Here is a 26,151-nt window from a genome sequence, read left to right as displayed (position 1 = left end):
ACTATCACCCGGACGCGGAGGGCCGGCCCGCCGAACCCGGTGTATCGGCGTCGTTGCCGCCTGCCGGAGCACGGCCGCCCGGAGTACCGCCGTCGGCCCCCTCGTGCAGGTGCGCCGGGTGCTCGAACGTCGGCGCGGGACCGGCGTGCTCCCGGTGCCGCAGCGCGTGGAAGAGCCGGTGGGCCAGGATCACGATCCCCACCCAGGCGAGCCCCAGGATCCAGCCGAAGATCACGTCGGTCATCCAGTGATGGCCCAGGTAGACCCGGCTCATGCCCATCCCGAGGATGAAGATGGTGCCCGCCGCGATCACCGCCACCCGCACCAGGGTCCGTTTGACCTGCAGGCAGACCAGGTACACCACCAGTGCGATCACCACCGTGGTGTTCAGCGTGTGGCCGCTGGGGAACGACGGCGAGTTTTCGTAGGGCGGGACGGCGTCGGCGTGGTCCGGGCGGGTCCGGCCGATCAGTTTCTTGCCCACGGCGGTGGCCGTGACCGAGACCGCGGCGGCGCCGCCGATCAGGATCAGCGGACGCCAGGACCGGGACGTGTAGATCAGCAGTGCCGTCAGGATGCTGGCCAGGATGGGCATGCCGATTCCGCCGCCGATGTTGGTGAACCCGGTCACGAAGCTGTTCAGGGCGGGGCTGCGGAGCTGTTCCATGGAGGCCAGCATCGGCTTGTCCAGGTTCGCGACGCCGGCGTCGTCCACCACGTTGTCGTAGACCTCGGCGCTGGCGAGGGCGAGAGCCACCACCACGACGCCGCCGATCAGCAGGGTGATCCACAGGGCCGCGTACGGCACGACCCATTTTCCCCAGCGCTGGTTCAGCCAGCTCTCGGTCCTGGTGCTCACGCGCGCCTCCCGGTTCCGTTCCAGACTCCGTGGTGCCGCCCGCCCCGGGTGCACAGCCTGCTTAGTGTCGAAACTATCATTGAGCCATGACTTCCCCCGAGCCCCGGCATGCGGAATGGATGGGCCTTGCCCTCGCCGAGGCCCGGCATGCCCTCGCCACGGCGGACGTGCCGATCGGCGCCGTCGTGATCGGGCCGGACGGTTCGGTGCTGGGCACCGGGCGCAACGAACGCGAGGCCCTTGGCGACCCGACGGCGCACGCCGAGATGGTCGCGATCCGGGAGGCCGCCGCCCGGCTGCGGGCCCGCCGGGCGATGGAAGGCAAGGACGACGACGGCTGGCGGCTGGCGGACTGCACCCTGGTGGTCACGCTGGAACCCTGTGCGATGTGCGCCGGGGCCGTGGTGCTCGCCAGGATTCCGCGTGTGGTGTTCGGCGCCTGGGACGAGAAAGCAGGGGCCGCGGGCTCCGTGTTCGATATCCTCCGCGAGCGCCGGCTCAACCACTGGGTGGAGGTGTACGCGGGGGTCCGGGAGCCGGAGTGCGCCGCGCTGCTGCGGGACTTCTTCGCCGGTCACCGCGCCTGAGTCCTTCCCCTGGCCGGTCTACCCGGCAGCGCCGGTCGCAGGTGCCGCCGACCGGGCGGAGGCGGCCAGCGCGTCGATGCGCTTCTGCCGGGTGGCCGGTGAGTCGAGGCTGAAGGCCCGGAAGTCGCCGAGGTCTTCGCGGATCCAGGCTTCCACCTCGGCGATGCGCTGCGTCACGGCGGGCGTGGGGCCGTGGAACAGCCAGGACACGATCCGTTCCTTTGCCGGTTCGTACTGCCAGAGCCCGATGATCCGGCCGCGGTCCACGATGGGGTGGTCCGGGAGGTCCGCCTGCAGCGCGAGCGACTCCAGCACCGGCTGGTGCCGGTCCTCCCCGGCCAGCAGGTCCGCGGCGTTGCGGCGCAGCAGGAACAGCGAGTCCGTGCCGGCGAGCAGCTGGACCTGCTCTTCTTCCGGCGGGTCGAAGGCGGTGAGGCGTTCGACGTCGTCGGGCAGCAGCCACAGGGCCTCGCCCCCGGCGGCGGTGGGCACTTCGACGGCGCCGGCGGCGGCGAGCGCCGCCTTGGTCTGCGCCACGGTGAACGCCGTGAACCATTGTGACTGTTTGAAGGTGGCGCCGCCGGTCCAGCCCAGGTAGCGGCTGATGAGGCGGGCTCGCGCGGCGTCGTCGTCGAGGCCGCTGGCCGGCAGGCCCCAGGGCTCGTAGGCGTAGCGTTGCTGGTCCAGGCGGCCGTTGGCCGGGACCCGGCGGATTCTGCCGTCGGCCTGCAGGAGCCCCAGGGCGGTGGGCAGCGTGGTGGTGGCGCCCTTCTTCTTGCCTTCCTCCCCGAGATTCCGGACCGAATCGCCGAGTTCTTCCTTGAGCTGCCGCGGGTCCAGCGGCCCCTCCGCTTCGGCGAGTGTGTGCAGCACCTGTTCTTCCAGCAGCGTGATTTCGCCGCGGTCCACGCCGAGCCGGCCCACCACCTTGAACGCTGATTCGGCGGCGTCGCGGCCCAGCTGGAGTGCCCAGGCGAAGTCGTCCCGGCCCAGGACGTAGGTGCAGCCGCGGGCGGCGGGGAGCTCGAGGATCCGGTGTCCCAGGACGTCGGCGTCCACCTGGCCGCGGCGGATGCCGGCGCGGGCGAAGAGCGTCAGGTACGGGTTGGCGCCGCCCACGGACCGGGCCCAGCCGGCCCGGGCGAGCACCTGCTCCGCCGTGCAGCCGGCCAGCGAGCCGTCCAGGCCCTGCCGGTGCCAGGCCCAGGCCCTGAGCCGTTCCGGGGTCAGGCTTTGCGGTTCCGGCACAGTGGCGGGATCTTCCACGGACGCTGCGTGCGTCGTCACAGGCAGGGAGCTCATGGGGTCATTCTCCAACAGCATCCGCGTCAGCGGAATGAAGACGCAGCATCAAGACGCAGCATCAAGAAGGAGTACGAGCCCGCGCCGTCAGGTGCCCCAGCACGGCCCGGGCGGTGGCGTCCCAGCCCGGCAACCGGCCGCGCGCGGCGGCCGCCGCGTCCCGCCATTGTGCGCGCAGGTCCGGCTCGTCCAGCCACCGGCGCAGCAGCTCCGCGAGCGGCGCGGGGTCCGTGCCGAGTGCGACGGCTGCGCCCGGCAGAGTGCCGGACGAGGTCCCGGGCATGTTGACCGGATGTGTTCCGGCGGCGAGGGCCTCGACGGCGCCGGTGCCCGCGCGCACCACCACGGGGATACCGCGGGCCAGCGACTCGGTGACCACCAGGCCGTAGGTTTCGGCCCGGGAAATGAGTAGGCTGAGGTCCGCGGCCCGCCATTCGGCGTCGAGGGCTGCTCCGCGGAGCTCACCGGGGATACTGACCCGCCCGGCCAGGCCCAGCCGGTCCGCCGTGTTTCGCAGCTGCGCCGCGTAGCCGGGGTCGGCGGTGTCCGAGCCGACCAGGGACGCCGTCCAGGGCCGGTCCGTGAGCTGGGCGAGCGCGGCCAGCAGGAGCGACTGGTCTTTGTTGGGCAGCAGCGCGGCGACGGCGATGAAGTGTGGCTCCCCTGCCCCGGCCCGGATACTGCCGGGAGCCGGCGGGGCGGCCCCGGTGCCGGGGAGTGCGACTTTGATGTCGTCGGTTCCATGGCGTGCGCGGATCCCCGCCGCCGCCGAGGCGCTCGTGCAGATGATCCCGGCCGCGGCCCGCAGGGCCCTGCCCTCGCGGTCGGGGTGGTCCGGCAGGGGCATGTGGAGCAGGATCCAGGCCGGGCGCCCGGCGGCGGCGGCCGCTTCGAGCTCGTCGGGCGCGCCGCAGGCGAGGAGGCTGTCGATCAGGGTCAGGGTGCCCGGCGCCGGGTCCAGCAGCCGGGCCAGGCGCTGCCGGTCCTCCGCGCTGCCGCCCGGCCAGCCGCCGTCGACCGGGCAGGTCTCCACGGCGGCGCCGAGGGCGGCGAGTTCCCGGGCGAGCGCGGCGTTGTAGACGTTGCCGCCGGAGTTGTGCCGGACGTTGCCGGGCACCAGGAACCGGAGGCGGAGGCCGGCCGGCTGCATGTGCGGTGCCTAGCGGGCTTCGAAGTCCAGCGTGTAGCCGGCCCAGGCGTCGGGGGTCTCGCGCAGGGTGACGTCCAGCCCGGCAAGTTCCCGGCCGTCCTGGCCCGCGCGGATCTGACCTGCGACGGCGTCGGCGATGTACCGGGCGAGCGCCTCGGTGGTGCTCAGCCTGCCGGCGAAGTCGGGGTGTTCGTCAAGGTTTTTGTAGTTCAGGCCAGCAAGGACTTCCTCCACGACGTCTCCGGCCGCGCCGATGTCCAGCACGATCGCGTCGTCGTTGAGTTCCCGGCGCCGGAACGTAACCTCCGTGACAAAGGTGGCGCCGTGCATGCCTTGGGCGGGGCCGAAGACCTCGCGGGGGAGGCTGTGGGCGATCATGAAGGTGCGGCGGACGGTCAGACTGAACACTGGCTACCTCGTGGTTTCGATGGATGGGAAATCGGAATCCGGATATTCGATGACGTGGCACAACGCGTCCAGGGTGCCGTCGGCGAGCCGCCGGACGACGTCGGGCAGTTCCGCGAACGGCGACGTCCCCGTCAGGAAGGCGTCGAAGCCGGGGTCCTGGAGCAGGGACACGGCGAGCGCGAGGCGTTCGGTGTTGGTGCGGCGGTGCCGGCGGGCCCGGGCCACCATGCCCACCTGGCTGGCGCGCAGGGACAGGCGCCGGGCGTGGAAGTCCTCCCCCAGCGGCAGGGTGATTTTGCGGTCGGCGTACCAGGACATTTCGATGATGTCGCCGTCGTCGCCCACCAGCTGCAGGCTGCGCTGCAGTCCGCTCTCCGACGCCGAGCAGTGGATCACGATGTCGCAGTCCGTCAGGGCGTCGTCCGGGTGGGCGAAGTCCACGTCCAGGGCGTCGGCGAAGGCGCGCTTGGCGGGGTCGACGTCGATCAGCTGCAGCCGTGCCAGGGGAAAACCGGCCAGGAGCTTGGCCACCATGCCGCCCACCAGGCCGGCGCCGATCACGGCGACCCGGTCGCCCAGCCGCGGCCCGGCCTCCCAGAGGCCGTTGATGGCCGTCTCCACCGTGCCGGTGAGCACCGCGCGGCGGGCGGGGACGCCGTCGGGAACCACTGTCAGCGAGTCGACCGGGACGACGAAGCGGTCCTGGTGCGGGTACAGGCAGAACACGGTCTTCCCGTCCCACCCGTCCGGCCCGTCCTCAACCACCCCGACCGTGAGGTAGCCGTATTTCACCGGGTAGGGGAAGTCCCCCGCCTGGTGGGGGGCGGCCATGGCTCCGGCGACGCAGTCCGGGACGCTGGCGTGGTGGACCACGAGTTCGGTGCCCTTGCTGATGCCCGAATAAAGGGTCCGGACCAACGCTTCGCCGGGTCCGAGGGCGGGCAGTTCCTCGCTGCGGAGCTCACCTTGTTCAGGCCCGACGGTCCAGTAGGCGGTGGCGGTGGCCTGCTTTTCAGAAAAGGTCATGGTGCTTACGAATCTAGTGCCCGGGCTGTTCGGGGGGAAGTGTGCCGGGTGTCCGGCGCGGCGCCGGCGGCCTTGGCCAGGGCGGGCCGGTGATGCCCGTTTTGTAGATGGGCGCCCTGCTCCGGTACCCTAGTCAGGTTGGTGACGTGTCCGAGCGGCCGAAGGTGCAACACTCGAAATGTTGTTTGGTGTAAAAGCCAACGTGGGTTCAAATCCCACCGTCACCGCCATATAGAAGGCCCCTGCTTCCCTTGCAAACAAAGGGAAGCAGGGCCTTTTGCTTTGTCTGGGCCAACCTCATTGGCAAAGAATTGGCAAACCTTTCCTACGGCACGAAAGGCCAACCGCCAACGGACCTAGGCGCTCCAGGCTCAGCGTCGCAGCAGAGGTCCGCATCAAAACAGGCTGATGTCGGCTGATCGACGCTGAAGCATCAGGGTCTTCAAGTAGCGGAAAAGCCCTGCAGATCCCCAGTAAACGCTGGGGCTACGGGGTTCTAGCTGGTGGATCCGACCAGCCTCGATCCGGACCTTTCGAGTAAGAGTACGGCTCTTTCGGGGGTTTCTGCGGGCTATCAGCACCTTCGATCGTCGCAGGTCAGGCCTGTTTTCTGCTGTCATCCGCTTTCGCCGGTTGTCATCGAATCTGCGGGATAGATGCGGGGTTCGGCGACAGTCTCCGATGCGCGCATCGTCCAGAAACACGTTCCTCATCCACATTCATCTGAAAGGAAACAGGGACGACCGTTAGGGTCAGGAGTCAAACCCTATTTAGTCTCCCGAATAGGCGCTCTGTGTGTGCAAGCCGCTGGGGCGACGGCCGATATGTCGGCCGCCATACACGCGGACGATGGCTGATGGTGGGCCTTACCGTGTGCGGTATCAGGCGGTCGCCCAAGGACCAGCAGGGCATGCGCCGATGCCCCCGTCCAGCATTCGATTGACGTGCCCGCCCGTTTGCTACCCCCCACGGTCCGCCGGCGGTCATGCCGAGGTCCCCGAGCTGGAACTGGTAGCCATCGTTCTCGCACGCGTCCATTTCAGTGCCTTGGATGATCTGGCCCGGGCTACTGGGGCAGACTCTGCAGGGCTTCTTGATGCCGCCGAGGTAGAGGCGCTGGAGGTCCTGTAGGATCGGCGGGTCCGCCCGTTGGAGCGGTCGCCTTCAGACGAAGGAACTGCCTGCCAGATCATCCTCAATGACCCGCCACACTCCCCTTCCGCCCACCCGCACACCGCGCAATTCGAATAACGCAAGCAACGCGTAAATGGTCGGCGGCATGCGTTCAGGATCTCCTTGACCTCGGCCGTTCGGGTACGCGCCCTACCAAGGCATGGCCGTTAATCTGTTTCTGGACCCTGGCAGTAGTAGCAGTCGTCGTCGCAGTTGATATCGACACCAATCTCACTGGGAGTCGGTTTATCACTGCCCTGCACCTGAAGTGGAATGGCGGTCGTCCTTTGGAGAATTTCATTACTCTTGGTCGGAAGCGTGGCGGGGTCATCATCGAGGAGTCTTTGCCCACGCTGGGAGCGCATCATCGCCGCTCCTGCAGGGCTATAGCCGTCTCCGCCAGGGCTTTATAGGACTCGAGAAACATAGATCTGGGTTACCTCATTTAGGGGGTGGTGGCAGCCTCCTTGCGGGACGCATTGTCCAGGGCCCCGGGTGGTGTGTGCCGGGGTCCTGTAGCCATCAAGGTCGCGGCGGTAGCCATTACCTCTGTCGATATTTGAGCAGATAAAGCTCATAAGAGACAACAGGAATTAGATTGATTGATCGATTTGACTACTCTTATTCGAACGGGCAAGCAATCACTGGTCACATTGCAGTGCTGGGGGCGAACAGCAACGGCCGCCAGTACGAATTGCAAATGACGACCCACTTTTCCCTGCAGGTTGGATGTCGCTTTGGAGTGCTGGTTGATAAAGCGGCCACTCATTCCCAGAGGGAGGGGTTGCGCGGTCAGTTCAGTCGGTTGATAGCTTCCGCGCTGGTCAGGGCGATTCCAACATGCGCCGCGACACTCGCTTCCAAACCGCAGAACGCCCCGCTAATCGCAACGCTGGACCACCGCTCTATGGCAGCCGCAGCATCGCGCTGTACCGCTCGTTCTGCAGGTGTAACGGGTGCCGGCGAATCGGCGATTGCCGCGACGATATGGCCAGCAAGTCGCAGTCGCTCCAGATCGAATAGACGGTTCACCGTGGATACCTCCGCGACGGTGAGACGTTGATCGGCGTCGGCCATTGGGTGCCATGCCTGCGCGAGATGTCCTGTACCAGCATGTACAGCGCGCCAGCGTGCCGATTCCCGAGGCGTTCCCTTGTCGAGACGATCCAGCCAGCCGGAGTACTCGCTACGGACGACGCTACGCTGCTGTTCGATGTAGTCGTGTAGCTGGGCGGCTGTTGTCCCTGTTGGCGTCGTGTCCGCGACGGCCGGGACGACCCACAGCGGCGGTTCTACCACAACGCCGAAGGTGCCGTGCTTCGCCGCGTAGTCGGTACTGCTGAGCCGGGGGCCGCCGTCGAGCAGAGGCTTCGAGTAGAAGACACCGGGTGAGAGCTTAGCCTCTGATCCTTCCGGGAAGCCATGATCCACCGGCAGCCCGGTAAGGAGGCTCGTCTCCCGGAAACCATTGACGATCGACGGACCAGAGTCCGTGACGTAGGTGTAAAGGCCACCCGCCTCACCGTTGTGCATCGAGACCATCAATTCCGGACGCACATCATCGAGCAATGCCATCACCGCAGCAGTCTCTGGGATGTGCGGCATGCCCGGTTCGAGGAGGTCGTCACGTCGAAATGTCCATTCGAAGTCCTCCGCCAGCGGGGGCCGGTAGATGCCAACGGCATACGACTCCCGACTGAACGGGCCAGCGAACCAGGACTTGTTCAGAACGCTCCCATCCGGGTCAGCGCACGGCACGATATGCCAGGTGAAACCAAGATCCTCGCGGAGGCTATCGTCTCGACACAACAGTTCGGCGAGACCGAGCCCGCCAAGCGCTCCTGTCGGTTCATTGGGGTGGGGCATTCCAACCACCACGGCGTGGCGGCTGCCCGAGCCAATCTTAAGCCGACGGAGCGGACGCCCCTCGCGGGACCAACCGATCGTCTCTGCTTGAACCCGCGAGGGGAATGCGCTCGTCAACGCGCCGATGCGAGCGTCGATCTCGCGACTTGTGGGAAACCTGAATTGTGGTGAGATGGAGGCGAGTGCCCTTGTCAAGTCCATCGTGGTTGTACCTTTCTTTCAGCGTCCGCCGTTTTTCGCGAGCCGCGGCGTGTACAGCGCCGCGAGCAAGCCCCCTGTGCCCCCACCAAGCCGCGAGTTGAGGAAGCCGCTCTGCAACGGGTCGATGCGAGCGTCGGTTTCGCGACTTGTGGGAAATTTGGATTGTGGCGTGACGGAAGCGAGTGGCCTGGTCAAGTCCATCTTGGTTGCACCGTTCATTCAGCGTCCGCCGATTTTCGCGAGCCACGGCGTGTAAAGTGACGAGAGGAAGCCCGCCGTAGCCCCACCGAGCCGCGAGTTCAGGAAGACGCTCTGCAAGGGGTACGCAACGGGGATCCAAACGAGGTCCTTCGTCATGATGTCCTGAGCTTCCACCGTCAATTCGGCGCGCTTGTTGTCATCGCTGGTGGCGCGGGCCTGTTCTAGGAGGCTCGCGGCTTGCGGGTTGTCATAGTTGCCGAAGTTTGACGGCCCCTTCGGCATACCGATCTGCATGTACAGCTCGGTCGGGTCGGCAATGTCAGAGTAGAAATCCGACACGAAAACGTCGACTTTTTCGCGCGCCTTCTCATCGCTGAACAAGGCGCTTGACTCAGCGCCCGCAAGCGGGCGGAGTTCAATATCAAACCCGGCGTCCTTCGCATTGCTCTGAATGCTCTCGCCGACCGTCACATACTGTTGAAAGTCGCTAGGAACCGCCATTACGATCTTCGGATGCGTGTTGCCCGCCTCAGCGAGCAGCTTCTTCGCTCCTTCGATATCGCGTTCAGGGTCTGTGAACTTGTTGTAGCCGTCTTGGTAGATACCGCCGCTGTATCCCCAGGCTCCTGGCGGGACGATCGTGCGCAGCGGTTTACTCAGGCCCGACCAGACCGATGAGAGTAGGCCCTTGTAGTCGATGGACTTGGCGAGTGCCTGCCGGATCTTCGGATCTGCCAGCGGGCTGTCGCTGCCGGTACCGAGTTTCGTTGGGATCAGGACGAATTGCCGGGTCGACGGGCCCGCCAGGAGTTCTCCGTTTTTGGCATTCTGCAACTGCGAGATGCTGGTGCTGTCGATGTCCATGGTCCCGTCGAGATCGCCGTTCAGCAATGCAGAGGTCATCGTCGAATTGTCGGTGAGGAACGTGAACTTGGCTGCCTTCGTCTGCAACGGTTGCTTGTCGATGTTCCACCAGTGCTCGTTCCTCTTCAGCACGATGCTGTCCCCGGGGGTCCATTTCTCGAGGGAATAAGGGCCCGTGCACATCACGCCTCCCGTCGGTGTGCCATATGAGGCGCCAGCCGCTTCGGCGTATTTCTTCTGGATGACTTCTCCGAGCGGTGTGGCCAGCATGCGGTAGAAGATGGCGTCGGGTTTCAGCATCTGGACTGTCACGGTGTGGGGATCCGTCGCCACAACCGATTTGACGTTCTCTCCGAAATACCCCCAGTACGAGCCGGATTCAGGGTCCCGAATGCGGTTGAGACTGAAAACCACATCCTCAGCGGTCATAAGACTCCCGTCGCTGAAGGCAACGCCGTCGCGCAGGTGGAAAACGTATTCGGTCGGGGATGGCTGGTCGATTGAACTTGCGAGGGCGGGGCTGACATCACCACTTTCGGTCATCGTCAGCAGGCTCTCGCACAGGTTTGCCGCTACCTGCAGATCGGATCCGTTGAAAACCTTCACTGGATCGAGAGTTGCCGGCTCGCCGCCAGAAAGGTTCCAGGTGATGCTGTCGACGTCCTTTGTCGCGGCAGGGGCGGCGGTTGGCCATTGCTGGTCGTCGGTGGCATTTGCTGAGCCGTGCGGTTTTCCGGCGCAGCCTGCAAGACCTGATGCGACGACCAGAAGCGCCGCCGCGGTGGCGACAGGTCGTCGCCAGCTGGTGTTCTTCATAGGGGACTCTCCAAAGACAAGTCGAGGAAGTGTCGGCAACATCGTTGTTGCGACGAGTTGAACAATTGCACAACTTTAAGTTGAGCACAAGCTCAACTTGTGTCAGGATGTCGACATGAATACTGTTCCAACGTCGCGGGGAGAGCTCAGACGATCGAGCATCCTGGACGCGACCCTGCATGTAATTGCCATCGACGGCGTGCGCGCGGTCACCCAACGGCGGGTGGCTGCCGAAGCAGGCGCATCGGTCGGCCTAATCACCTACCACTTCAGCACCACTGAGTTGATGATCGCGGCGACTCTGGACGCACTGGCTGCAGATGAAGCTGAGCAAATGGGCCGACTGGAGTCCCAGATCGTCGCGGCCGCGGGAGATCTTGAGATGCTCACCGAGATACTCGTCGCCGAGGTTGCGGAGCGATCGTATGCGCGCCGCGAACGGGCGCTGGCGGGGCTCGCGTTGACTCTGGAGATTCCGAGGTTGACCATCGATCGAGACGCGTTCGGGAGGTGGGAGGCGGCACAGGAGGCTGCCTGTGCCGCGCTGCTGGTTGCCCTTGGCCGTGAGCCCGAGGCTGAACTTGTTGAGTTCGTAGAGGCCACGTTAGACGGCCTGTTCCTTTACGCAACGATCACGAGCGAGCCCGAGAACGTTAAGGCCGCGGCCCGTGCCGGCCTCCGGCCCTTGTTGAGGTCGTTTGCTTCGTCCGACGTTGACGCCCAGGCGGGGCGATAGCGGTGGGCCGGTTCATCACGCGACGGCTTGTCATTTGCGTGGCCACGATCGTGGGGGCCAGTTTCCTCATCTTCACGAGCCTGTATCTCGCCCCTGGCGACCCGATCAGCTTCCTCATGGGCGGTCGACCATCATCTCCTGAAACCCGATCAGCGCTGGCGGCGCAGTACCACCTCAACGACCCGTTTTTCCAGCGTTACTTTCAATGGGTCGCCGGCGCCTTTCAGGGAGACTTCGGCGAATCAATAGGTCGTCGCCGGCCCGTCCTTGAACTCATCACTGCCAGTCTGCCGACAACGATCTTGCTGGTCGTCATGACGCTGATCCTTGTTGTAATTGTCGGCGTGTTCTTTGGAGGCACCGCGGCGTTCCGGCGAGGCCCAGTTGACGACGGCATCCGGGCGGCGATGACAGTCTCCATTGCCACTCCGGTGTTCGTATCTTCCGTTTTCCTCATCGCGGTATTTGCTGTCGGGCTCGGCTGGTTTCCCGTCTTCGGTCCCGGCACGGACTTTGTCGACCGGATACATCACTTGGTCCTTCCCGCGGTGGCACTAACCGTCGCCTGGTGGCCAGTCGTTGGCGAGACCGCGCGCGCATCGATGCGCGAAGAACATGGCCGGGAGCATGTCGAGACTGCGAGATCCCGCGGGCTGACACCCCGGCATATTGTTCGAAGACATGTCTTCCGCAACGCCGCCATTCCCATCAGCACAGTCGTTGGGCTCTCGTTCGCGGGACTTGTCGCTGGCACGGTAATTGTCGAGAGCGCCTTTCAGCTGAACGGGCTCGGCAGCCTTCTCATCTCATCGGTGACAGGACGAGATTTTCCCGTCGCTCAGGCTGTCGCACTCATCCTGGTCACCGTATTTGCCGCCACGAATGTGCTTGTCGACTTGCTTTACGCCGCCCTCGACCCTCGGGTTCGCAGTTCTTGGAGCACAAAATGACCGCCATTGACACACGTTTCGTCCCACGCGCTCTGCGCGTAATACGTCCCGTCCCGGGGCTGGACATCATCGCACACATCGCACTGCTGCTCGTGATCATCTTCGCGTTCCTCGCGGCATTCGGCCCTCTTCTTGCGCCACACGACCCGAACCTCGTAGACCTTTCGCGGTCTTACTGGGGGCCCGAGCCCGGGCATCCGCTCGGATACGACCAACAGGGGCGAGATATCTTCTCCCGGCTGCTGCACGGTGCACGCTCGAGCTTCCTCGGTCCACTCGTCATCGTTGTCGCGGCGACCACCGCCGGGATGACGTTGGCCATCGTCGGAGCATGGTGCAAAGGGTGGATCGACGCCGCCCTCGCGGGAATACTCGACTCGTCCTTGGCGTTCCCCGGTCTGCTGCTCGCCGTGATGGTCGTCGCCATCGTTGGTCCCGGACTTGAGGCGACCGTTATCGCACTCGCACTCGCATACACCCCTTACATGGCGCGGGTCGTGCGCTCCGCCGCCATCGCCGAGATCAGCAAGGACTACGTTGCAGCGGCTCGGGTTCAAGGCTTCTCGGCATTCGCAATCTGCCTACGCCACGTCATCCCAAACATCCTGCCGATTGTCCTGGGACAAGCGGTGCTAACAGTGGCATGGGCGACGGTGGATATCGCGGGTCTGTCCTATCTCGGGCTCGGCATTCAGCCACCCGCCGCTGACTGGGGGATCATGCTCGCTAACGGCCAGGCCGGAGTCCTCCAGGGCTATCCGATGGAAGCGGTATCCGCCGGACTCTGCTTGATCATTGCCATCTGTTCCATCAGCATCCTCGGTGAGCGAATCACTCGACGCGCGGAGGTGACCGCAGCATGAGCCTGCTATCAATCGAAGACCTCCGAGTCAGTCTCCCTGTCGGCAAGGAAAGGCGAGTTGTCCTGCGGGGCATCGACCTGGAACTCGAGGCCGGCGAATCCTTGGCGATCGTTGGCGAGTCTGGCTCTGGCAAGTCGATGACAGCACGCGCCATCGCCCGGCTGCTTCCGCCCGGGGCAACCGCATCAGGATCGATCCTGTTCGACGGCAAGCAGGTCCTGGAGTTACAGGATGCTGCACTCCGCCGATTCCAGGCAACCGAGATGGCAATGATCTTCCAAGACCCGCGGGTCCACCTCAATCCCGTCCGCACCATCGGTGACTTCCTTACCGAGGGGCTCGTGAACACGCAGGGCCTCTCAAAAAAGGCCGCGGAACGCAAGGTCATCGGGCTGCTGGATGAAGTCGGCATCCCCGATGGGGCTCGACGCCTGCGCCAGCACCCGCATGAACTCTCCGGGGGACTTCTGCAGCGCACCATGATTGCGGCGGCACTGGCCAGCGATCCACGACTCCTTCTCGCCGACGAACCGACGACAGCCCTTGATGTGTCGACCCAAGCGGATGTGATGGCGATCATCGACGACCTGTGCAAGAGCCGCGGGATGGCGCTGATCTTCATCACCCACGACCTCGAGCTTGCCGCAGCAATCTGTGATCGAACCGCGGTCATGTATGCAGGGCAGATCGTCGAAGTTCGAGGGAGCGAAGACCTGGTCGAGCATCCCCGCCACCCCTACTCGGCAGGGCTTCTGGGAGCCCGGCCCGATGTCTCACGCCGCGTCTCGCGTCTCGCCGCAATCCCGGGACGGCCGCGCGCCGCCTTCGAGGTTCAAAGCGGATGCGCATTCGCCGACAGGTGCGGATTCGTCACCGAGGAATGCGTCTCGGGCGAGCCTACGCTCGAACGCAGCACCTTCGGAGCCGTGCGCTGCTTCAGGGCAGAAGAACTCACGCTGAATGCGACAGGAGATGCAGTATGACATCACTCGAACCCATCGTGGAAGTTGCCGGCTTGCAAAAGCGCTTCGGCAACTATCTGGCCGTTGACGATGTCGGTTTCACCGTGCCGGAGGGCGGTTCGCTTGGCATCGTCGGCGAATCAGGCTCAGGCAAGACCACGATTGCGCGCATGCTCGTAGGACTGGAGGCGCCGACGGCAGGAACGATCAAGGTTTGTGGTCGATATCGCGAACCCCATGCGTCCGTGTCCGAACGCCGTCGACGAGCGCGCGAGCTGCAGATCGTCTTTCAGGATCCGTACGCGACTCTCGATCCGAGACAGACAGTCGAATCATGCCTCGAAGAGGTGTTGCGGCTGCATCGCCCGGAGTTGACCAAGAAGGCGCGTCAAGTACGTGTGGACGAGCTCGCCGACATGGTCGGCTTCGACAGTCGTCAACGCCAAGCGCTTCCTCGACGACTCTCCGGAGGTCAGCGCCAGCGGGTGGCAATCGCCCGGGCGCTGGCCGTCGAACCCAGTGTCATGATTCTGGACGAGTCGGTCTCCGCTTTGGATGTCTCCATCCAGGCGCAGATCCTCAACCTGCTCGCTGACATCCGTTCCGAGACCTCTATTGCGTACATCCTCATCAGCCACGATCTCGCCGTCGTTCGTCACCTGACCGAGGCCTGCGTTGTTATGCAGAACGGACGTGTGCTCGAGGCCGGACAAACAACTGCTGTGCTCGATAACCCTCAATCGGAGTACACACAGCTCCTCCGTCGTAGCGTGCCCGGGCCCGGGTGGCGTCCCACGCGGCGCACTAACGCGATGCGTGCGGAGGAGGCATCAGCTCCGGTTGTGCAGTTAGCGGCCGGCTGACGTGTCGTGTCTCTGCATGAGCGTAGAACCATGAAGACTGGCGGGAGTACTGGTAGCGGAGCACGAAGCGAACGCCGGCGCAGAGCCAAATAGGGAGCGGTTGCACCCTGCGGGACTCGAGACGGTGAACGCCGGCCAGGTCCTCGCGGCAGTGTTACTTGCCGATTCTGCAGGGGTGGGTCGTCCGTGGCCTACGCGTCTACGACCTCGTCGATGCCGTCAACTGCGCTCGTTGCGTTATCGCCGAGCCTAGGCCTGGTGATGGGCGCGCAGGTCGGTGCGGCGGCCTTGACCGGTCCCCCACTGCCTGAGGCCGCAGTCAGACTCGGACTGTTGCTGGCTGCCGCTATCGCCATGATCGGTACTGTCTCCAGCTGGCGCTAAAGCGCCTCAAAATGGAGGACAAGCGGCCACGAGAGAGCCGCCCAAGCTTGAAGCCCAACGTGGACGGCGCTCGTTGCCGAGCACCACTGCAACGTCACATTTTGACCTGACGACCGGCCCCGAGGTGTCTCACACGGAGCTCACCAGGACGGCCCGAACGGTACCCACTGAAAAAGAGAGGAAAATAATGGCGAACACATCAGACATCGTCGGACAACGAAACGACCCGGAGGCGCCGCGGTATGCGGGAATCGCGACCTTCGCGCTTCTGCCCCGGCTTGAGGAGGTCGAGCGGGCGGATGTGGCGGTCTTGGGCATTCCCTTCGATTCGGGCACCAGTTTCCGCCCGGGTGCACGGTTCGGTCCGGCGCATATCCGCGAAAACTCGCGTCAGCTGCATCCCTACCACCAGATACACGATGCATACCCCTTCCGGGACCAGCAGGTTGTCGATGCCGGCGACGTCTCCGTGGGACCGTACGGGATTGACAGTGCTGTTAGGACCATCCAGGCAGCTGCGGAGAAGCTTACCCAGGCAGGCATCAGGATCATGGCGCTGGGTGGCGATCATACGATTGCGTTGCCGCTGCTGCGGGCAGCAGCGGCGAAGCATGGCCCCTTGGCGGTACTCCACTTTGATGCGCACCTCGATACGTGGGATGTCCTGCATGGAGCATCAATCTGGCACGGCTCGCCCTTCCGCCGTGCGGCGGAAGAGGGTCTGCTGGACCTGGACCGTTGCCAGCACGTAGGTATCCGTGGCGGCGTGTATGACCGGACCGAACTGGAGGATGACCAGCGCGCAGGGTTTGAAATCATCCGCAGCGAAGAATTCCAGGAGCGGTCCATCCCGAACATCGCCGAACAGATCCGGCGTCGGCTAGGTTCCGGTCCGGTCTACGTTTCAGTTGACGTCGATGTTCTTGATCCGGCGCACGCGCCCGGCACTGGGACACCGGAAGTGGCTGGTATCAACACCCGTGAATTCTTCACCGTTCTCAGGCTGTTGCGTGGGCTGGACATCGTGGGCTGTGACGTCGTCGAAGTGGCGCCGGCTTACGATCATGCCGGTGTAACGGGCTTGGCTGCCGCTCACACCGCGTGGGAGCTGCTCACGCTCATGGGTCTTCGCGAAACCGCAGGCGAAGCTCACCGATCCTGAACGGATCCGGCACGCGTCCGCCCTGCGGGATGCAGCAGCGGGGCCGGGGTTTCTTGATAGGGCCGCGCTGGCATCTTGGCTGCCGTACGGCCCCGTTTGGTGACCGGCCCAGGCCCTTGAGTGGCAGGGCCGCTTTATTGCAGGGGTGGTGGCCGCGCAGGCGGCTGCCACCCCAATGTTGCGTCGGCGGGCCCACGGCGAAGTTTCAAAGAACGCCGTGACGTGTTCCGCCAGTTCTTGGACGTCACTGTATCCGGGGGGAAGGCACGGCATGTGGCGGCGGCACGGCATGGGATCTCTACCAAGGCCCTGACCACAAAGACGGTCACTGCATGTATGCTCCACTGGCCCGGAAGCATTCCGGACAGGGCTTCGTGGAACCCGCGGTGACCGCTCATCGGTGTGTATAGGAGTATGAGGGGCGGATGTCATTGGCCCCCTTTGCTGCTGGACCACCTGCAACGGCTGAGAGCTCGCGAACGCCCCTTTCAGGCATCGCAACGTGGGAAGACAGGTCCCCCTGGTGCTGCTCAGCTCTGATCGACGAGCCGCCAGAGCTCAGCACCAAGTCCGGCCAAGTCCGGAAGTGGCTCACGAAAAACAGCTGCGGTGGCGTGGTATCCCACGAGCGCACGGAGATGAATCAGTAGGCGAGACGCATCCTGCACCGTTGTGCGGCGGCCGGCCGCCACTAAGCGATCAGTCAGGAGCCCTGTCATACGCTCATCAAGCTTGGCCAGTCCAACACCGAGCTCAGGCGCGAGCTCCGGTTCTTCAAGGGCCCAAAGCATGACTTGAAGCTCCATCCTAGCTTCGGCGATGACCTGCTCGTCGCCCACCTGGGCCCAACAATTGGTGATGACGCTCAGAGTCTGTCGAAGATCATATTCGGGGCGAACCGCATCCTCTATCCGCTGAAGCTGAGCCTCGGTCATGCGTTCGAAAACCGAGGCGATCAGCGCACGCTTGCTCCCAAAGTTGGAATACACGGCACCAGTGCTTAGCCCGGCCGCCTCGGAAATCTCCTCAAGACTTACCGAGGGTCCCTGGGCCGCGAAAAGCAGCTCGGCGGCATCCAACAAGGATTGACGCGTCCTCTCCTTGGACTCGACCCTACTCAGCCGCATGTGTGCCCTCCTATCTGCTCCAAGGAACCATGATATCCCTAGTGAGATTATTGCAATAACGTCATTATCTGAGTAATACTGTTATCTATGATTAACGACACGATACATACCGCTGCGCTCAGTGATTTGGTTGGACACGTTGCGGAACGGCAGGGCTTCCCAACGGTGGACGAGATGAATCAGTTCGCCCGCCGTCTGGTCTCCGATTACCCGGGCCTCACCTCGTTGACCTCGATTGGCGCGTCTCGCTCAGGGGACGAACTCTTTGACCTGCAAATCGGCTCGGGCGAAAACCATATCCTCGTGATCGGAAACCCTCATCCCGACGAACCGATTGGCCTTGCGACCATCCAGCACCTGGCAACACGGCTCTGCGAAAACGGCCGGCTTCTCCAAACTACGGGTTCGACATGGCATTTCGTTCTCTGTATTGACCCTGACGGGACCCGCCTGAACGAGGCGTGGTACCGCGGACCAATTACCCGCAGCAATGTCGCCCGCAACGCCTACCGGCCGGCAACCGGAGATCAAATTGAGTGGACGTTTCCTGTCGAACACGAAGGAGTCTCGGTAGGAAATCCAGTTCCGGAAACTCAAGCGCTCATGCGCCTCATCGAGGTGGTGAGGCCACGTTTGGTTGTGTCGCTGCACAACGCTGACTTCGGCGGCGGGTACTTCTACGTCACGGGCGGTGACCCGACCTATTGGAAGGCACTGACCGACATCCTCACGCACTACGGGGTGGACTTGGAAGGCGGTCTTCCGGATCTGCCGGGAGCAAATACTCTTGCACCTGCCGTATTCGAACTTGTCAGCTTCGGCGAGACTTTCAAGGCACTGGCGGCTGTTGACCCTGAACTGGCCCAGCAGGCTCTCACGGGCGGAAGCACCCGGGACTATGCGGCCCGCTTTGGCGGACAGATGCTCGTTTGTGAACTACCGCTGTGGACCGATCCCCGTGGGACGGACACGCGGGAATCAGCGTTCACCTTTGCCGAAGTTTTACGTCTTTCCGCGACAGAACTCAAAGAGTCCGCAGGAGTCTTTGAGGACCACCTCGATAAACTTGAACCCCTGCTGAACAAGAACAGCCCCTTCTACCCCGCGGCCGTCGACGCATTCCAGACCATGATCGAAACCGCCGAAAGCCGAACAGCGGACGCTGAATCAGTTGGATCGCGCCTAGCAACGAGGGCCGAAGTTTTCACTGAAATGCATGGGTATACGGAGACGATGCGCCTGCGCGCGGCAGGCACGCTCTTGCGGCTTCTGGCCGATTCAGCCTTGTGCCCTGAAATCAAGCAAGCTCAAATGGATCTCAGTGCACTCTTCAACGCCTGGACTGCTGAAATTGAAGCCGATCGGCCCGGCCACCCGGTGCCTATCTCAAATCTGGTGGCTGTTCAGTGCGCGGCGATCTTACTGGCGGCCGGCCGGGTTCGCGACGGTGAACCTGTTTGAGCGCAGAGCATGCCGACCAGAAAAACTCATAGCCACCGAAAATAGTCCGTCGTCAATGGCGCCGTCTGGAAATTTGAAATGATCGAGACCAGTCCCTTAAAAAGCCCAAGCAACACCTCCAAAGGTCGTGCTCTAACTCTCACCACGCTGTCGCTGATCGCTGTCGCCGAGCCGTTCCTGGCTGGAGTCATTCTCCCTACCCTTCCAATGCTGCAGGCAGAACTTGACGTCACGCCGTCCTTGTTCGCCGGGGCATTGATCGCGTCTACGCTTGCCGCTGTGGTTTCGACACCGCTAGCTGGCCGCATGGCGGATATACATGGTCCGCGGCGGACTCTTCTGACGCTCATCGCCGCCGTCATCGTCGGGGGCTACCTCGCCGCGTTCGCTGTCTCATTCCCCGTCTTCCTTATCGGCCAGGTTCTCGTCGGCTGCGGTTTCGCGCTCATTCCTGTCATATTCGTCGTGCTCCGCTCCTCGTTCGAGCGTCGTCAGATGACGATCGCCGCTGGCGTAGTAATTTCCATGATTACGGCCGGCGAGGGGCTCGGACTGTTGCTTGCCGGGCCTGTCGCGCTCTCCCTCTCACGGGCGGCAATGTTCGCAATACCGACAACAGCGCTTGTTCTCGCCGCGGTGCTGCTCTTGGTCGGGAGGATCGGTACCGGCTCGGATAGTGGAGCTGCCGTGGGCAAGGTGCCCTGGCTTGGCGCGTCTCTCCTCGGCTTCGGACTCTTGGCCTTCTTCGCGGGCCTCAATCTGGGACCGGAATATGGCTGGCTTGCAACCGGCACACTGGGTCTCCTCACAGCGGGCATAGTCCTTCTCATCGTGTGGTTTTTGGCGGAACGACGCTCCAAGAACCCGCTGGTCGAGGTCGGCCTGCTACGTGAGCGCGGAGTGTGGGCGCCGATGATCGTCAGTTCTGTTGAGGGGGCGACTGTATCCGCGACTTCCTTCCTGATCCTTCAGCGCATTGCTCTGCCGACGGAGACGGGATACGGGTTGGGCGCGGACGTGGGACAAACTGGTCTGTTCCTGATTTGTGGATCGGCCGCGGGAGTCATCTCGGCACCGTTGGCGGGACGGGTTGCGGCCAAGGTCGGCACAGCGTTGGTGGCAACCATTGGGTGCATTCTGCTCGCGGCTGGCTCTATCTGGCTGGCGCTCTTCACTGACGCCACTCAAGTTATCGCAGGGCTCGTGGTAGTCAGCATCGGCTCGGCTACAGCCGCCTCGTCTGTCTATGCAGCCACGGCCCTGGCCGTACCTTCAAACGAGGTGGGTATCGCCACCGCTCTTGTCGCCCTGGCAAGGAGCCTTGGTCTGGCTGTCGGCACCCAGGTGGGCGCGGCAGCGCTGGCCGATCCCGAGCTACCCCAGTCCGCCTTCACCCTCGGGCTGTTCCTCGCGGCGGGTCTCTCCGCCGCTGGCTTCGTCGCCAGTTTCGCCTTTCCGCGAGACCGCGGCGTAGTGACCGAAGCATTCCCCAACTAATTGGACTTGCGAAGCAAGCGGTCTCGTGGGTTCTTGCCACCTATGAGTCCGCTTGCGGATGCAATCCGCCTTGATGCGGTCGCAGATCGGCGATCGACAAACAACACCTTTCTACTTATGGAGGAACACCCCTTGCCAGGCCTGAATCTCACGCGCGCAGAAGCAGCGAACCGCGCTGAACTGCTGACCGTCGAGTCCTACGACGTCACCCTTGACCTGACCAAAGGCGCAAGAGTATTTGGCTCCACCACAGTGGTGAAATTTTCCGCAGAGCCGGGCTCGTCCACCTTTATCGACGCCGTGACCCACGCGGTGCACAGTGTGAGCCTCAACGGGCGTGAACTGGATCCGGCGGAGGTTTCCGACGGCGTCCGGATCCAGCTCCCGGACCTGGTGGCTGAGAACGAATTGACCGTCGTCGCCGACGCGCCCTACATGAACACCGGCGAAGGCCTGCACCGGTTCGTGGATCCGGTGGACAACGAGGTCTATCTCTACACACAGTTCGAGGTGCCCGATTCGCGCCGCATGTTTGCCGTGTTCGAACAGCCCGACCTGAAGGCGAGCTTCACGTTCACCGTGACGGCGCCCTCGCACTGGGACGTCGTCTCCAACTCCCCCACCCCGGTGCCGGTGGAGACCATTCCCGGTGAAGACGGCGGCGCCCGCTCGGTCTGGGAGTTCACGCCGACGCCCCGGCTGTCCTCTTATGTCACGGCTCTGATCGCCGGGCCGTACCAGTCGGTCCGCAGCGAGGTCACCTCGGCGGAGGGCCGGGTGACCCCGCTGGGCATCTTCGCCCGCAAGTCCCTCATGCAGTATCTGGATGCGGACAACATCTTCGAGCTCACCAGGCAGGGCTTCGAGTTCTTCGAGGCTCAGTTCGGTTGCCCGTACCCGTTCGAGAAGTACGACCAGCTGTTCGTGCCGGAGTTCAACGCCGGCGCCATGGAGAACGCCGGGGCCGTGACCATCCTGGAGGGCTATGTCTTCCGCGGCAAGGTCACTGACGCCCAGGTGGAGCGGCGCGCCATCACGGTGCTGCACGAGCTGGCGCACATGTGGTTCGGTGACCTCGTGACGATGCGCTGGTGGGACGATCTCTGGCTCAACGAGTCCTTCGCCGAGTACATGTCCCACCTGGCCGCAGTGGAGAACACCGAGTTCAACCACGCCTGGACCACGTTCGCGTCCGAGGGGAAGTCCTGGGCGTACCGGCAGGACCAGCTGCCCACCACGCACCCGATCTTCGCCGAGATCAACGACCTCCAAGACGTCGAGGTCAACTTCGACGGCATCACCTACGCCAAGGGCGCGTCGGTGCTGCGCCAGCTCGTCGCCTGGGTGGGTCCGGAACAGTTCATGGCCGGCGTCCGCACATACTTCGCCAAGCATGCCTGGAAGAACACCGAGCTCACGGACCTCATGGCGGAACTTGAGGCCGCTTCAAACCGGGACCTGGGCCTGTGGGGCAAGCTCTGGTTGGAAACCGCAGGTGTAAACACCCTGGCCCCTGAACTGGAGGTCGACGGTGAGGGCGCAATCACCAGCTTCGCCATCCTTCAGTCAGCGATCGCCGAGCAGCCCACACTTCGGCCGCACCGCCTCGCCGTCGGCTTCTACAACCTGAACACTGAGGGAAAGCTCGAACGCACCCACCGGGAAGAGGTGGACATCGACGGCCCACACACCGAAGTTCCTGGCCTCGTGGGCCTGGCACGGCCGGACCTGATCCTGCTCAACGACGACGACCTTGCCTATGCCAAGATTCGTCTGGACCCACATTCAATGGCCACTGCCAAGAAGCACCTGAAGGACTTCGCTGCCAGCCAGCCCCGCTCCCTCGTCTGGGGTTCGGCCTGGGACGCCGCCCGCGACGGCGAAACCCCGGCCCGCAGTTACGTTGAGCTCGTTCTGGCCCACATCGCTCACGAAGCTGATTCCTCCGTGATCCTGGTCCAGCTAAGCCAGCTGGCAACCGCTCTCACCTATTACGTGCCTGCCGGACGAAGGACTGTTGCCGCAATCTTGGCCGCCGACAAACTGTGGGAGCTCGCGTCCTCTGCCGCGCCTGGGTCCGATGCCCAGCTGCAGTTCGTGAAGTCCTACGCCCAGATCGCGCGCAGCGGCAGCCAACTGGACCGCATCCAGGCTCTGCTGGACGGGTCGTCGACGCTGGAGGGGCTCACCGTGGACCAGGACCTGCGCTGGGAACTGCTGACCGCACTCGTGGCGAACGGCAGGCAAAGCCAGGAACGTATCGACGAGGAACTCGCCCGCGACAACACGTCCACCGGCCACAACGCGGCGGCCTTGGCCGAAGCAGCCATCCCCACGCCTGAGGCCAAAGCAGCGGCCTGGGAATCGATTGTCGTCAACGGCGAACTGTCCAACGCCCTGCAGGCCTCCGCCGTGGCCGGTTTTACGCGCGTCCCGGACACCGCCCTGCTCGAACCTTACGCCGAAAAGTACTTCGAGGCGGTCCCGGGCATCATCAAGGAACGCACCCACGCCTTGGCACAGCAAATCGTCGTGGGTCTCTATCCGGCCCAGCTGACCACCCAGGCCACCGTCGCCCGTACCGACGAGTTCCTTGCCGACTTGTCTGGGGAAAGCGCTGCCCTTCGCCGCATGATGCTCGAAAACCGCGACGACCTCACTCGGGCGCTGCGAGCACAAGAAGCCGACAGGTTTTTTCGGGCAGATATGTCCGGTCTGCCGGGCGTTGAAGCTTCGAGCAAACCGTAACGTGAGTGAGGCGTTGCCCGAGTCCCCCATCCGGCCCTTCGCAGTTAACCACGGCCGGTCTGTTTGGCTCGGCAGGTGACAGGCAAGACGGTGGTGTTGAAATCACAGACCTGGCCACCGGGGACGTGGCCTGGAAGCCGCGTCCCAGATTGGGATGCGCCGATCGGGAAGCCGCAGGCCCAGCAAAGCGCCGTTGTGCAACGTTCCAGGGCCCCGGACCCTTCTGACTGAAACCCGTTTCCCTAAGATCCGCTGGGGCCAACCGCCGCCTCGATCAAGGCTCCTGTTGACCATGTCGGCGGGCCACCGTTCCGCCCCTCGACGCCAAGGCAACTGGCGTGTCCAAAGTACTGATCACCGCCATGAGAGTAAGGATTCATAACAATGCAAGCATCTCCCTGTTGTCTCGTCGTAGCCGTTCAAACCCGAGAGGAATTAGACGCCGCCCTAGACGAGGCGGTGGATCTCCTGAAGCCGGCGGCGATGACTGGCCAAGTCGGTATCTCCGTGACGCGCCTGGCCCCGGGGCGCTATGAAGCGCGTCTGAACAGCGACGTCCCCCCGGGCATGACAATCGAAAGATGGGGCGGTGAGCCGCGATGAACGAGCGTCGGGGAGATCGGTCCGGTTCGCCGGCCAGCAGCGATTTCAATATGGATTGCCCTGCTGCCCGCCGCGCCGGCTGCTCGCTGCACACGGCGGCTGTCGACGTGGCGTGGAGGAGAAACGGGTCGAAAGATTCGCTGACAGAGTGCGAAACAGAAATCTTCCTGTCCCTGGCCCGCGGCCAACGCATCGCGGCGAGAGATCACGAAAACGGGGCATTGTGGCGCGGATGGGTTGACACGACTTTTCCCGAACACGGAATTGTTTGGATTATCACGGACTACGGCGATCGGAAGTTGCTCGATATTGGCGTGCACACGGTCTGGCGGCCCGAGGATTCTAAAGCCTGTGCCAGCGTTCGCCGAAAACAGTCAACGAAGGGCGCTTGATGTGGCATTGGTCGCAACGGAACTAATGGTGAGCCCATCCTTTTGTGAAGCCCCTGACTACTTAGAAACCCGTTTCCATATGGGTTCAGCGGGTTACACGGGTTCGCCCTGCCACCTTGCTTTTCCGGGGTTGAAACCCGCTGAACCAGTGCAGCGAGAAATGTCCACGGCACGGCTCGAAAATGAACCCGCTGTGCCCTGCCCATACGGGTTTGCCCCTGCGGCCCCTCCCCGGGTTACCGTACGAGCATGAAGACAGAGATTAGCCGTAACCAGCACTGCCGGGAGTGTGGGCAGGTACGCACCGTCCTGTGGAGCCGCATCTTTCAAAAGAACGCAAACGGAGAGATCATGATGGATGTCTGGTCGGGACGCTGTCCGGACAATCATGAACTGCCTGAGAGTCAGCACCCTTAGCAAGTAGACGGTACGGGCAGACGTCCCTCCAATATGAGCACGATTTGAGCGCAATCTGATGTGATCAGCAGAAATATTTGGCGCCAGGGAAGCATCAAAATTCGCGAGTTTTCAACGTTTTTGCTCTGCCGCCTGTGCATTTGCGAAAGTTCAAATCCCACCGTCACCGCCACGTAGAAAGGCCCTGCTTCCCTTGTAAATAAAGGGAAGCAGGGCCTTTGCTTTGCCTGGGCCTTGCTCTGCCGGTGCTCGCCATAAACCGAGCCTGCAACGGACGTGTTGCCCTCGCTCTACGCCGAAGTCCGAGAGGCGGCCCGGTCAGATAGCATCGACTAGTGGCTGGATGAGCCGGTCGCTGCCCCGGGTGCGCCCCCGGTTTCCGGTGAGCGTTCCAGTCCGGTCCGCACACATTGACTGCGTACCTGTGGCCGAATGAAAGATATCGCCGTGAAGAAGCTCCGCCCTCTGTCCGTTGCACTCGGCGCCGTCGTCCTGGCCGTCTCCGGATGTTCAGCCGCCACCTCTGGCCCGGGCACGGCCGGGCCGACTCCGGGTGCGACCTCCTCCGCCGCAACCACGGCTCCAACCACCGCTCCGACCACCGGCTGGGAGCTGGACACCCGCGGCGGGGCCGAGCGGATTAAGGCTGCAGGCCTGCCGGTTCTCAACATGGAAGGGGCGGCCGAGCACTTCCACGCCCATCTGGACGTTTTTGTGGACGGCAAACCCGTCGCCGTCCCGGCGGATATCGGTTTCAGCTTCTCCGCGGCAGGTCAGCCCGACGGCATCTCGGCATTGCACACCCACGACGAGTCGGGCATCATCCACATCGAGGCGCCGGCCGCCGGCGACACCTACACGCTTGGCCAGATCCTGACCGAATGGGGCGTCCTCGACGGCACCGGCAAGCCCGGGACAGCGCATTCAGGCATATCGGACTGGACCGTCGCCGTGAACGGCGCCAAGCAGGACGGGCCCGCCCAGGCTGTCGTCCTGAAAGCCCACGACGAGATCGTCCTGTTCCACGGGACAGCACCGGACCCGCTGCCCGCGACGTTCACATTCCCCGCCGGCGTCTAATCCCAGGTAGGCCGAAGCGTCGGCGAACAGATTGATTGATAACGCGACGTTCGGCCACTAGCGTTGCGTCCCGTGGACACGACCTTCAGCGCGGAATTGTTCGAATGGCGTGGTCCGGCGCCGTTCTACTGGTTGCCGCTGACCCCGGACGCCTGTGACTACGTCCGCGCCAACGCGGCGGCGGCCAGCTACGGGTGGGGAGCTATCCCCGTATGCGTGCGAATCGGTGGCACCGAGTGGGAAACCTCGCTGCTGCCGCGCGACGGCGGGTACGTTCTGCCGGTGAGAAAGGACGTCCGCAGGCAGGAGCGTTTTGGCGCCGGCGACGCGGTGACGGTCGCCCTGCGCGTGGCTCCCCGCGGCGGCCGGGCCGCCAACGGCACCGGCCCGACCATGTGAGGCACCCCCAGGCAGAATCGACGGGCCGGCGCTCCCCAGCCGCCAGAGCACCAA

The 26,151-nt window shown here is 63.8% G+C and carries 20 protein-coding genes and 1 tRNA gene; 13 read left to right on the top strand and 8 right to left on the bottom strand.

Translation table 11 applies throughout. From position 1 onward, the window contains the following. Positions 1-4 precede the first annotated feature (4 nt). Positions 5-859, bottom strand: a complete 855-nt coding sequence (locus CFN17_RS09900) for a phosphatase PAP2 family protein (protein WP_208751221.1) — start codon at positions 857-859, stop codon at positions 5-7. A gap of 86 nt (positions 860-945) precedes the next feature. Here CFN17_RS09900 and CFN17_RS09895 point away from each other — a divergent pair, with 86 nt between their 5' ends. After that, complete coding sequence (locus CFN17_RS09895; protein WP_208751220.1) at positions 946-1,446, top strand: nucleoside deaminase; 501 nt, start codon at positions 946-948, stop codon at positions 1,444-1,446. Positions 1,447-1,464: 18 nt separating this feature from the next. Here CFN17_RS09895 and CFN17_RS09890 read toward each other — a convergent pair whose 3' ends face one another. The 4 genes from CFN17_RS09890 to CFN17_RS09875 form a co-directional block, all read right to left on the bottom strand. Continuing rightward, the gene (locus tag CFN17_RS09890) at positions 1,465-2,748 is read right to left on the bottom strand and encodes a DNA glycosylase AlkZ-like family protein (RefSeq protein ID WP_208751219.1); all 1,284 of its coding nucleotides are present in this window, start codon (positions 2,746-2,748) and stop codon (positions 1,465-1,467) included. Between the two features lie 61 nt (positions 2,749-2,809). Further along, entirely contained in the window at positions 2,810-3,898 is a 1,089-nt protein-coding gene (locus CFN17_RS09885; protein WP_208751218.1) for a glycosyltransferase, read from the bottom strand. 9 nt (positions 3,899-3,907) lie between these two features. Then, positions 3,908-4,306: a 6-carboxytetrahydropterin synthase gene (locus CFN17_RS09880; RefSeq protein WP_208751217.1), complete on the bottom strand. Its 399-nt coding sequence runs from the start codon at positions 4,304-4,306 to the stop codon at positions 3,908-3,910. A 3-nt stretch (positions 4,307-4,309) separates the two neighbouring features. Next, positions 4,310-5,332, bottom strand: coding sequence for a dehydrogenase (locus CFN17_RS09875; protein WP_208751216.1), 1,023 nt, complete (start codon positions 5,330-5,332; stop codon positions 4,310-4,312). A 140-nt stretch (positions 5,333-5,472) separates the two neighbouring features. Between CFN17_RS09875 and CFN17_RS09870 the strand changes: the two genes are divergently transcribed. Continuing rightward, positions 5,473-5,562 (top strand) — tRNA-Ser (locus CFN17_RS09870). A gap of 1,735 nt (positions 5,563-7,297) precedes the next feature. On the opposite strand, the gene CFN17_RS09865 is transcribed toward CFN17_RS09870, so the two are convergent. Beyond that, on the bottom strand, positions 7,298-8,572 hold the full coding sequence (locus tag CFN17_RS09865) for a M14 family zinc carboxypeptidase (protein ID WP_208751215.1): 1,275 nt from the start codon (positions 8,570-8,572) through the stop codon (positions 7,298-7,300). A 219-nt stretch (positions 8,573-8,791) separates the two neighbouring features. Continuing rightward, positions 8,792-10,453 (bottom strand): ABC transporter substrate-binding protein, encoded by a 1,662-nt coding sequence (locus CFN17_RS09860; RefSeq protein WP_208751214.1) that lies wholly within the window; start codon positions 10,451-10,453, stop codon positions 8,792-8,794. Between the two features lie 115 nt (positions 10,454-10,568). Between CFN17_RS09860 and CFN17_RS09855 the strand changes: the two genes are divergently transcribed. The 6 genes from CFN17_RS09855 to speB all read left to right on the top strand — a co-directional run bounded on the left by CFN17_RS09855 (position 10,569) and on the right by speB (position 16,373). Further along, positions 10,569-11,189, top strand: a complete 621-nt coding sequence (locus tag CFN17_RS09855) for a TetR/AcrR family transcriptional regulator (protein WP_208751213.1) — start codon at positions 10,569-10,571, stop codon at positions 11,187-11,189. A gap of 2 nt (positions 11,190-11,191) precedes the next feature. Then, a complete protein-coding gene (locus CFN17_RS09850; protein WP_208751212.1) occupies positions 11,192-12,139 on the top strand; it encodes an ABC transporter permease in 948 nt (315 codons plus the stop codon). Beyond that, entirely contained in the window at positions 12,136-13,002 is an 867-nt protein-coding gene (locus tag CFN17_RS09845; RefSeq protein WP_208751211.1) for an ABC transporter permease, read from the top strand. Before CFN17_RS09850 ends, CFN17_RS09845 begins: the two co-directional genes overlap by 4 nt. Beyond that, positions 12,999-13,985, top strand: coding sequence for an ABC transporter ATP-binding protein (locus CFN17_RS09840; RefSeq protein ID WP_208751210.1), 987 nt, complete (start codon positions 12,999-13,001; stop codon positions 13,983-13,985). The genes CFN17_RS09845 and CFN17_RS09840 overlap by 4 nt, the downstream gene beginning before the upstream one ends. Beyond that, on the top strand, positions 13,982-14,827 hold the full coding sequence (locus CFN17_RS09835) for an ABC transporter ATP-binding protein (RefSeq protein WP_208751209.1): 846 nt from the start codon (positions 13,982-13,984) through the stop codon (positions 14,825-14,827). The genes CFN17_RS09840 and CFN17_RS09835 overlap by 4 nt, the downstream gene beginning before the upstream one ends. A gap of 571 nt (positions 14,828-15,398) precedes the next feature. Further along, entirely contained in the window at positions 15,399-16,373 is a 975-nt protein-coding gene (speB, locus tag CFN17_RS09830; RefSeq protein ID WP_208751208.1) for an agmatinase, read from the top strand. 530 nt (positions 16,374-16,903) lie between these two features. On the opposite strand, the gene CFN17_RS09825 is transcribed toward speB, so the two are convergent. Further along, a complete protein-coding gene (locus CFN17_RS09825) occupies positions 16,904-17,500 on the bottom strand; it encodes a TetR/AcrR family transcriptional regulator (RefSeq protein ID WP_208751207.1) in 597 nt (198 codons plus the stop codon). 87 nt (positions 17,501-17,587) lie between these two features. On the opposite strand from CFN17_RS09825, the gene CFN17_RS09820 reads away from it, so the two are divergent. The 5 genes from CFN17_RS09820 (at position 17,588) to CFN17_RS09800 (ending at position 26,097) form a co-directional block, all read left to right on the top strand. Beyond that, on the top strand, positions 17,588-18,961 hold the full coding sequence (locus CFN17_RS09820) for a M14 family zinc carboxypeptidase (protein WP_208751206.1): 1,374 nt from the start codon (positions 17,588-17,590) through the stop codon (positions 18,959-18,961). 78 nt (positions 18,962-19,039) lie between these two features. After that, a complete protein-coding gene (locus CFN17_RS09815) occupies positions 19,040-20,458 on the top strand; it encodes an MFS transporter (RefSeq protein ID WP_208751205.1) in 1,419 nt (472 codons plus the stop codon). A 132-nt stretch (positions 20,459-20,590) separates the two neighbouring features. Next, positions 20,591-23,206 (top strand): aminopeptidase N, encoded by a 2,616-nt coding sequence (gene pepN / locus CFN17_RS09810; protein ID WP_261792430.1) that lies wholly within the window; start codon positions 20,591-20,593, stop codon positions 23,204-23,206. 1,859 nt (positions 23,207-25,065) lie between these two features. Beyond that, a complete protein-coding gene (locus tag CFN17_RS09805) occupies positions 25,066-25,698 on the top strand; it encodes a hypothetical protein (RefSeq protein WP_208751203.1) in 633 nt (210 codons plus the stop codon). A 72-nt stretch (positions 25,699-25,770) separates the two neighbouring features. Next, positions 25,771-26,097, top strand: coding sequence for a DUF1905 domain-containing protein (locus CFN17_RS09800; RefSeq protein WP_208751202.1), 327 nt, complete (start codon positions 25,771-25,773; stop codon positions 26,095-26,097). The last annotated feature ends 54 nt before the right edge of the window (positions 26,098-26,151 follow it).

The sequence above is a fragment of the Arthrobacter sp. PM3 genome (genome assembly GCF_003352915.1).
Lineage (GTDB): Bacteria > Actinomycetota > Actinomycetes > Actinomycetales > Micrococcaceae > Arthrobacter.
Note: the sequence above shows the minus strand (reverse complement) of the source record. Positions and strands in the feature narration are given on the sequence as shown.